Source organism: Chloroflexota bacterium (assembly GCA_014360805.1).
Lineage (GTDB): Bacteria > Chloroflexota > Anaerolineae > DTLA01 > DTLA01 > DTLA01.
Window position 1 is genome coordinate 36,365 of the sequence record JACIWU010000017.1, and the last position, 9,137, is coordinate 45,501.

Consider the following 9,137-nt stretch of genomic DNA (forward strand, 5'->3'; position numbering starts at 1 on the left):
CTCAATACTCTCAAGGAGGAGGCAATCGTGTCGGCACTGAGTCCACTAGAACAAGGCATGCTCTTTGGTGTCATCGGTGTAGCCTTTCTGAGCCTGCTCTACGCCTACTGGCTTTGGCGCGATACGGTGCGGCGAGACAAGGGCACCCCGGCCATGCAGCAGGTGTGGAGCGCCATCAAGGTGGGCGCCAACGCCTATCTCTGGCGGCAGTTGCGGACCATGCTGCCCATCCTGGGCGCGCTGGCCGTGGCGCTCTTCTTCAGCGTCTATGTGGTCAGGCCAAGCCATCAGGCCCTGGAGATGTTCGGCGGGAACGAAGCCGCCGCGAGGCTGGGCATCGGCTTCGGGCGGATGCTGGCCTTCATCGCGGGCGCCACTTTCTCCATCCTGGTCGGCCAACTCGGAATGCGCGTCGCCATTGAGGGCAACATCCGCGTAACCGCCATGGCCGTCAAGGAGAACTACAACGGCGCGCTGACCGTCGCCTATCGCGCCGGAACGTTCACCGGCATGCTGACTGACGGCCTGGGGCTGTTGGGCGGCACCATTATCTTCATGGTCTTCGGCAAGGCGGCCCCCGACGCCCTGCTGGGCTTCGGCTTCGGCGGCACGCTGGTCGCCCTCTTCATGCGAATCGGCGGCGGCATCTACACTAAGGCGGCCGATGTGGGCGCCGACCTGGTGGGCAAGGTGGAGCAGGGCCTGCCCGAGGACGACCCGCGCAACGCCGCCGTGGTCGCCGACCTGGTGGGCGACAACGTGGGCGACTGCGCCGGTATGGCCGCGGACATCTTTGAGTCCTACGAGGTTACCATCGTCTCCACCCTGATTCTAGGACTCTTCTTGTACGGCCTGACGGGGCATATCCAGTGGATTGTGTATCCCCTGATCGTGCGCGCCATCGGCGTCATCTCGTCCATCCTGGGCACCTTCACGGTTCCCATCTGGGAGAAGTTCCCCATCAAGTTCCTGCGCGCACGGGACGCCGAAGAGGCCATGTTCCGCTCCTACGAAGTGTCCTCCATCAACACCGTCATCTGGGCCTTCGTCTTCTCCATCTTCTACGCCCAGGAGTGGCAACTGGCCACGCTGAACGCCGTCGGCGTGGGCCTGGCCGTGGTGTTCAACCCGCTGACCTCGCTGTTCACCTCGCTCCACAAGAAGCCGGTGCAGGAGATCGCCGAATCCACCAAGACCGGCTCGGCCACGACCATTCTCTCGGGTCTGGCGGTGGGCATGGAGGCCAGCGTTTGGAGCCTGCTGGCCATCGTGGTGGCGCTGGCTGCCAGCCACCTGATCTTCCACAACGAGGGCCTGATCTACACCCTCTACGGCGTCGCCATGGTCGGCATCGGTATGCTTTCGCACACTGGCAACAATGTGGCCATGGATTCCTTCGGGCCGATTTCGGACAACGCCAACGGCATCGGCGAGATGGCCCATGTCGGCGAAAAGGCCTGGAAGATCCTGGCCGAGTTGGACGCGGTGGGCAACACCACAAAGGCGATCACCAAGCAGATCGCCATCGCCTCGGCCGTGGTCGCTGCCACGTCGCTCTTCTTCTCTTTTGTGGCCGACGCCCTGACGCTGCCCTACGGTGGGCTGGAAAGGATGGGAGTCAGCGAGTTCCTCAAGTTGCTGGACCAGGGCATCCCAGTCTCCACGCTGACGGGGACCATCGGCTTCCTGCTGGGCGGCGCGCTCCCGTTCTTGTTCTCCTCGTACTCGCTGCGTGCCGTGACGCGCGGCGCCAACCTGGTCGTGGACGAGGTGCGCAAGCAGTTCCGGGTCAAGGGCGTGCTGGAAGGCACGGTTACCCCCGACTATGGGAAGGTGGTGAGCATCACGACGGCCGCCGCGCAAAAGGAACTCATCAGCCTGGTGGCGCTCTCGGTGGCCCTGCCGCTGGTGGTGGGCATCGTCTTTGACGTCAAGGCGCTGGGGGCCTTCCTGGCTGGCGTGATCCTGAGCGGGCAGTTGCTGGCGGTCTTCATGGCCATCGCTGGCGGCGCGCTGGACAACGCCAAGAAGTACATTGAAGACGGGCACTTCGGCGGCAAGGGTTCGCCCGCCCACAAGTGCGCTGTGGAGGGCGATACCTGCGGCGACCCGCTCAAGGATACGGCCGGGCCGGCCCTCAACCCGATGATCAAGGTAGTGAACCTGATCAGCCTGCTGGCCGCCCCGCTGATTGTGGAGAACCAGGGCAGGCCGGGCATGTACGTGGCCCTGGCCCTGCTCCTGGCCATCTTGGTCTGGGCCATCTGGCAGAGCAAGCGGGACGTATCCGTCGGCCTGGGGTAAGCCGCTGGCCTCGTTTGCGACGACGAAAGACGCGAGAGGAACGCTCCTCTCGCGTCTTTTTGTTCCGCAGCGACGGGCGACACGGGGCGGATTAGCCTGCGATTTGCCATGCGCCAAAAACGCCGTACAATTCTCCCAGCAGATCGCGCTGCGCGGCAACCCATCCGCGTGCGCGGAACAAGTTGCCCGCGCAGTACACCGAATCATACTCCGCCGTTCACATTATAGTGCTACTCTGCAAGGAGTCAAGGGTTTTATGGGGAATCGGCCGCCACAAAAAGCCCGAGAAACTCCTGTGTGGGGAATTCTCCTCACACAAAGACGCCAAGGCACGAAGAAATCCTCTGGGCCTTCACCCCCTTTGTGTCCTTGTGCCTCCGTGTGGGACATTGTTCTCACACAAAGACACCAGCGCACAGAGAGAACTTTCGCATCCCTGGGTCATCCGCGCCTTGTCAGCACGATAGCGGGAGGTGGAGATGAAAGCGGCGGTTGTGCGGGGAATCGGACACATTGAGGTCGCCGACGTGCCCATGCCCGAACCCGGCGCGGGCGAGGTGCTCATCCGCGTGGCCTATTGCGGCATCTGCGGGTCCGACATGGAGGCGTACCACGCCGGCATGTACGCGCCCGGGTTGATTCTCGGGCACGAGTTCTCGGGCGTCATCGTTGAGGCAGGGCCCGACGTGGTGGACTGGAAGCCCGGCGACCGCGTCGTGGTCAACGACGCCATCCCCTGCGGCCAGTGCCTGCCCTGCCGCGAGGGGCGACTGGACGCGTGCGAGAGCCTGTACATGATCGGCGTAACCCACGACGGGGCCATGGCCGAATACTGCGTCGCGCCGGTGCGCGGGGTGCATCGCCTGCCCGAGGGCGTGAGCCTGCGCCGCGGCGCGCTGGTGGAGCCGCTGTCGGTGGCGCTGCACGGCGTGCACCGCTCGCGGCTCAAGCCGGGCGACCGCGCCTTGGTCATGGGCGCCGGGCCTATCGGCCTGCTCACGCTACAGTGCGCGCTCCTGGCCGGCGCGCGGCGGGTGGCTGTAACCGAGGTGGATTCCACGCGCGCGTCGCTGGCGCGGAAACTGGGCGCGGCGCTCGTCCTGGACCCGACGCGGGACAACGTGAACGTGGCGCTGTCGGCCCTGACCGACGGGCAAGGCCCCGACGTCATCTACGTCTGCACGGGCGCGCCCCAGCCCTATCGCGACGCCATCTCCCTGGTGCGGAAGGGCGGGCAAATCTTCATCCTCGGCCTGTGCGTGGAGCCGGTGGAGGCCGACTTCATGAGCGTGGCCCTGGGCGACCTGTGCATTGAGGGGAGCCTGGCGGGCCGCGCCGCGTTTCCTGCGGCCATTGACTTCGTGGCCCAGGGGCGCGTGGATGTGGAATCGCTGGTAACCCACGAGATCGCACTGGACGACGTGGTGGACAAGGGGTTCAGGTTTCTGGACACCCCTGGTTCGGGCGCGGTCAAGGTACTCGTCCGAATCGCCGGGGAGCAACCCGCGGGCGGCTGACCGCTGCCCGCTGTCAACTGTTTGCTGATTGCTGACCGCTGACTGCTATATGAGGAGGTACAGATGAAACTCGCCAGCCTGGAGTATTTGGAAGAAGTCAAGAGGCGCTCCAATGCAGACCCGCAGTATCTGGAACTGGCCAAGGGCAACAACGAGTCGTACACCCTGGTGCTGGAGCCGGAGCCGGCGCAGGGCGTCCACGAGCGCATCATCATCGGGTTTGACAACGTGGACGGCAAGATGAACGAGGTGTGGATCGGCGAGCGGCCGACGTTGTTCACCCTGTCGGCACCCTATGGCGTGTGGGTGGACATCCTGCGCGGCAAGATGGGCGCCACCAAGGCCATCACCATGCGCAAACTCAAGACGCAAGGCCCGTTCCTGCAACTCCTGCAGGGCGCCAACCGCATCATCCGCTGGGTGGAAATCCTGACGACCATCCCCACGGAGTTTGAGGGCAACTACGCCCAGTACAACCTGCCGGGGAAGTAGTAGCGGCAGGGGGCTGGCAAGCGGGTCTCTGCACGCGCCCGACGGGGAGCCGGACGCCAACACGGGCGCGGCAAGGCGCTGCGTGTGACGGCCTGCGCTTCACCTGCGCCGCGGAGCGCGGCGGGCGGCGGCGGGTGGATGCGCGGGCTGTGCTGGATCGCGTCTCCGACGTCTGCCAAGCGCTCGGCTTCGCTTGTAATCCTACGGATATGCCTCCAGCCCGGCTTTCAGCGCTCCTTCAACCGTTCCGTCTACGTAGTCTGACCCCGGGAAGAACCACTCATCAGGATCGTACCGTTCGTCGCTGTACAGGTAGATCGCAAAGTCCCAATCATCCATGCGCCCCGTGTACTCCAGGCGACAGATGGGCCCTTTCACACCGTGGTCAAACCGATCAAGGTACACATACCTCCCCCGGTAACGGGCTACGTAATAGCAGTCGGGGTCTTTGATAACGGTCTCGTTGAATTTCTTTATGATCGCTTCAACCTTTTGCCGGACTTCCGGTGGAATACCTTGGGCACGCATATTGTTGATTTGCATCCTTTGTTTCAGTTGTCCATCCTCATCATGCGAGACTCGCGCGGATGCTTTTTGTGCTATACTGAGAGCGACACGGTTGCCTGCGAACTGATGCCCAATCATAACTCCACAACGGCGGCGTTGTCAATTCGGAAAACTACACATTTCGGTGGAGATTATTGAATCTCGCTACTCCAATAGAACACTCGCATCTTCAGTTCGGCCCGTCAGAACAGGGGGCCGCTAGACGTAGGGCAAATTGCCAATTTGCCCTACGATGGCCGCCGAGAGAGCAGCGCCAACCGAATGTGCGACCTCCCGATGGGCCTCCTGGCGCTGTGTTACCACATCGTGCGTTCTTATGAAAAAGCGAGCGTGAGTAGGCAGACCGATAATCGGCAGCATGAAACGCATAGAGTGTAGGGCAGGTTTCTATCGCGCCCCGGTCGGGGGTTTTGACAATCCTCCGAGGGCGGCGTATAATGTCTTGTGAAGAATTGCACAATAGCGCCCGCGGTCGGTTGCACCTGCGGGTAGCCCGCTGCAAGGAGAGAGTACCCTATGGACTATGAGGAACGCTTGCGACAATGGGTGAGCGGCTACGGCGACTGGTTCGCGGACGAGGGCAAACTCCGCGATGGTCGCATGACCGCCGACCTGTACCCGTACACCCACCTGTTTCAGCCCATCCAGGTCAACGGCGTGAAGATTCGCAACCGCATCGTCATGGGGCCGATGGGCAACATCTGCATGGCCGACGAGACGGGCCGACCCAGCGCCAAGATGATTGAGTACTTCGTGGCGCGGGCCAAGGGCGGTGTGGGCCTGATCACATCGGGGCTGGTCCCCGTGAGCCACGGCGTGGACCCGTCGGTTACGGAGCCGGGCGGCCTGTCCTACTTCCCGCGCATTGACCGTTCGCGCACCAACTATGCGGGCTGGCGCATCCTGGCGGAGAACTGCCACGCCCACGGCGCGCGCTTCTTCATCCAACTCACGCCGGGCCTGGGGCGCGTCGGCTCGCCCGAGTGCCTGGTCAAGAAGTACAAACTGCCCATCTCGTCCTATTGGAATCCCAACTTCTACATCCCCGAAGTGCCGTGCCGCCCGCTGACCAACCGCGAGTGCTGGAGAATCATCAAGAACGCGGGCCAGGCTGCCGCCGACGCCAAGGGCCTGCTCATTGACGGCGTGTATCTCCACGGCCACGAGGGGTATCTCCTGGAGCAGATGACCAATCCGGCCTTCAACCGCCGAAAATGGGGCAAATTCGCCGACTGGCAGGCGTTCGGGATTGAACTGGTTCGGGAGATTCGCAAGCGCACCGGCCCGCGCTACCCCATCATGTACCGCATTGACCTGTCGCTGGCGCTCAATGCCACCTACGGCGAGCGGATGCAGTCGGTCAAGGGCCTGCGCCGGTTCCGCAACGAGCGCACGGTGGAGATGACGCTGGAGTACATGGTCAACCTGGTGCGCGCCGGGGTGGACATGTTTGACGTGGACTTGGGATGCTACGACAACTGGTGGCTGCCGCACCCGCCGGCGTCCATGCCGCCTGGATGCTACCTGGAGGTGGCCAAGATCGTCAAGGACTACTTCGCCGAGCACGGCGTCAAGTCCAACGCCGGGCTGGATGTGCCCATCGTGGCCGTGGGCAAACTGGGCTACCCGGACCTGGCGGAGCGCGCCTTGCGAGAAGGGATGTGCGACATGGTGATGCTGGCGCGGCCTCTGCTGGCCGACCCCGAATGGCCCAACAAGGCCTACGCAGGCCGGGTCAGCGAAATCATCCCGTGCATCGGCGATCAGGAAGGCTGCCTCAACGAGTTCCTGGAGGGCGGGCATCCCCAGTGCGCCGTGAACCCGCGCACCGGCTTTGAGGAACTGCTGGCCGAGACGCCGCCCCGCGCTGAGAAGCCCAAGCGCATCGCCGTGGTGGGGGCCGGCCCCGCCGGGGTGGTGTGCGCCACGACGGCGGCCCGCCGCGGCCATCGCGTTACGCTGTACGACAGGAACGACAAGGCGGGCGGCACGCTCATCCCCGGCTGCGTCCCCAAGATCAAGTACGATGTCGCCAACTACGTGGACTACCTGAACGCCGCGGTGGGGCGCCACGCCCGCGACTACGACCTGACGGTGCGGTTCCGCACGGACGTGTCGCCCGAGGACCTGCGCGCGGGCGGGTTTGACGCCGTCGTCGTCTGCGCGGGCGCGAAGCCATGCGGCCTGCCCGTGCCCGGCGCTGACCTGCCCCATGTGGTCCAGGCGGTGGATGTGCTCCGCAACCCCGCGCTGGCCGAGGGCAAGGGCAAAATCGTGGTCGTGGGCGGCGGGTCCGTGGGCTGCGAGACGGCCTACTTCCTGGCCTACGAACTGGGCAAGGACGTAACGGTGGTGGAGATGCTGCCCTACTTCATGAAGGGCGTGTGCACGGCGAACCGTGGGCACCTGATCCATCACCTGGAGCGCAAGGGCGTGCGGCTGCTGAACTGCGCCACGATCCAGCGCATCGGCGAGCGCGAGGTGGTCATTGCGCGCAACGTGTCGCCGACGGTGCCCGACCCATACGTAACGTGGCGGCCCATTCTGCCCGAGAACGTGCCCAACCCGCTGGCGCGGCCCATCCGCGAGGAAGTGCGCGAGGAGACGCTGGCGGCCGACCTGGTGGTGCTCGCCGTGGGGATGAAGCCCGACGAGTCCCTGTACGAGGCGTGCGTGCGCGAGCGGGTGGCTGCCGAGGTGCACAACCTGGGCGATTCGTTCTCCGTGGGGCGCGTGTTTGAGGCGGTCAAGGCGGGCTATCGGGTAGGGCTGGCGCTCTGAGGCCGCGGCCTAAGGTGAGCAACAGTGGCAGAGGTCGCGACTCGGTTACAAAGTCCGTTGGTAGACCTCGTTGCGAGGGCGCGGAGCATCCGGGGCAATCCCTGGTCATACACCTCACCCCCGGCCTACGACCTCTGGCTCTCTGCGGGCGGCGAGGGGGAACGAGGGGGTGAGGTCGGGCGAGATGGCTTCGCTCACGATAACGCACGAGGAGAATGTGCGCGGAGTTCACCGACACAAGGTGAAATCGAGCCGAGATCGTGAAACGCTTGTAAGTTTTGTGTATCATACTACAATACTAGGGCGCGCACAGGCTGTATGCAGAAACACGGGGTGCATGTTTCGGTTCGCTGCCTGGGATGATCTGGGGTGGCTAGCGGTGGAAGGAAGAGGGGTTCCCCCTCACCCTGACCCTCTCCCCATGGGAGAGGGCTAGGGTGAGGCTGCTAACCCATTCGGGAGGTGTTTGCCATGCGGATTCTGATCACAGGTGGGACGGGACTCATCGGGTCGGCGCTGGCGGCGGAACTGGCGCAGGCCGGGCACGAGGTCATCGTGCTGACCCGCAACCCCGACAAGGCCACCGGCCTGCCGGCGGGCGTCCGCGCGGAACGCTGGGACGGGCGCACGGCGCAGGGCTGGGGGCATCTGGCCGACGGCGCGGGCGCCATCGTGAACCTGGCGGGCGCCAGCATCGCCGGCGAAGGTCTCCTGCCCAGCCGTTGGACGGACGAGCGCAAGTATCTCATCCTCCAGAGCCGCCTGGACGCGGGCCGCGCCGTGGTGGAGGCCGTGCAGCAGGCCGCCCACAAGCCCGGCGTCGTCGTCCAGGCGTCGGGCATCGGCATCTACGGGTTCGCGGACGACCGGGTGCTGGACGAGACCGCGCCCGCCGGGACCGACTGGCTCGCGCAGGTGGCCGTGCAGTGGGAGGCGGCGACCGCGCCGGTGGAAGCCATGGGCGTGCGCCGTGTCGTCATCCGCACGGCGGTGGTGTTCAGCCGAACGGGCGGGGTGCTGCCGCTGATGCTCCTGCCGTTTCGCCTGTTCGTCGGCGGGCCAGTCGGCAGCGGCAGGCAGTACGTCTCGTGGATTCACCTCGCCGACGAGGTGGGCGCCATTCGGTTCCTGATTGAGAACCCCGCCGCTTCCGGCCCGTTCAACCTGGTCGCGCCCGACGTGATGACCAACGCCGAGGTGAGCCGCGTCATCGGGCGGGTGCTACGCCGCCCGTCCTGGTTTCCCCTTCCCGCGTTCGCCATGCGACTGATGTTCGGCGAGGTCGCCACGCTGCTCCTGGAGGGCCAGCGCGCGCAACCGAAGCGCCTGCTGGAACTGGGGTACACGTTCCGCTTCCCCACGCTGGAAGCCGCGCTGCGGGACTTGACACGATAGGCCGGACGGGTTCTGCCCCTGTAACCGCGAATCACGCCAATCCACGCGAATGGGGAATTGGGCGTAGCCTTGACACGCCCT

General features: G+C 64.9%; 6 protein-coding genes. 5 read left to right on the top strand and 1 reads right to left on the bottom strand.

Annotated elements, in window-relative coordinates; genetic code table 11:
• Positions 1–57 precede the first annotated feature (57 nt).
• From H5T65_04675 to H5T65_04685, 3 genes are all read left to right on the top strand, one after another.
• Complete coding sequence (locus tag H5T65_04675; GenBank protein ID MBC7258518.1) at positions 58–2,304, top strand: sodium-translocating pyrophosphatase; 2,247 nt, start codon at positions 58–60, stop codon at positions 2,302–2,304.
• A 479-nt stretch (positions 2,305–2,783) separates the two neighbouring features.
• A complete protein-coding gene (locus tag H5T65_04680) occupies positions 2,784–3,821 on the top strand; it encodes an alcohol dehydrogenase catalytic domain-containing protein (protein MBC7258519.1) in 1,038 nt (345 codons plus the stop codon).
• A 63-nt stretch (positions 3,822–3,884) separates the two neighbouring features.
• Complete coding sequence (locus H5T65_04685) at positions 3,885–4,313, top strand: SCP2 sterol-binding domain-containing protein (GenBank protein ID MBC7258520.1); 429 nt, start codon at positions 3,885–3,887, stop codon at positions 4,311–4,313.
• A gap of 201 nt (positions 4,314–4,514) precedes the next feature.
• Here the strand turns inward: H5T65_04685 and H5T65_04690 are convergent, their stop codons facing one another.
• Positions 4,515–4,856: a hypothetical protein gene (locus H5T65_04690; GenBank protein MBC7258521.1), complete on the bottom strand. Its 342-nt coding sequence runs from the start codon at positions 4,854–4,856 to the stop codon at positions 4,515–4,517.
• Positions 4,857–5,396: 540 nt separating this feature from the next.
• Here H5T65_04690 and H5T65_04695 point away from each other — a divergent pair.
• Both H5T65_04695 and H5T65_04700 read left to right on the top strand, forming a co-directional pair.
• Positions 5,397–7,661, top strand: a complete 2,265-nt coding sequence (locus H5T65_04695) for an FAD-dependent oxidoreductase (protein MBC7258522.1) — start codon at positions 5,397–5,399, stop codon at positions 7,659–7,661.
• Between the two features lie 471 nt (positions 7,662–8,132).
• Entirely contained in the window at positions 8,133–9,056 is a 924-nt protein-coding gene (locus tag H5T65_04700) for a TIGR01777 family protein (GenBank protein MBC7258523.1), read from the top strand.
• The last annotated feature ends 81 nt before the right edge of the window (positions 9,057–9,137 follow it).

Bases quoted from the DNA above. Each gene is read 5' to 3' on its own strand.
- H5T65_04675 (MBC7258518.1), top strand. From the start codon at position 58: ATGCTCTTTGGTGTCATCGGTGTAGCCTTTCTGAGCCTGCTCTACGCC.
- H5T65_04680 (MBC7258519.1), top strand. From the start codon at position 2,784: ATGAAAGCGGCGGTTGTGCGGGGAATCGGACACATTGAGGTCGCCGAC.
- H5T65_04685 (MBC7258520.1), top strand. From the start codon at position 3,885: ATGAAACTCGCCAGCCTGGAGTATTTGGAAGAAGTCAAGAGGCGCTCC.
- H5T65_04690 (MBC7258521.1), bottom strand. From the start codon at position 4,856: ATGCAAATCAACAATATGCGTGCCCAAGGTATTCCACCGGAAGTCCGG.
- H5T65_04695 (MBC7258522.1), top strand. From the start codon at position 5,397: ATGGACTATGAGGAACGCTTGCGACAATGGGTGAGCGGCTACGGCGAC.
- H5T65_04700 (MBC7258523.1), top strand. From the start codon at position 8,133: ATGCGGATTCTGATCACAGGTGGGACGGGACTCATCGGGTCGGCGCTG.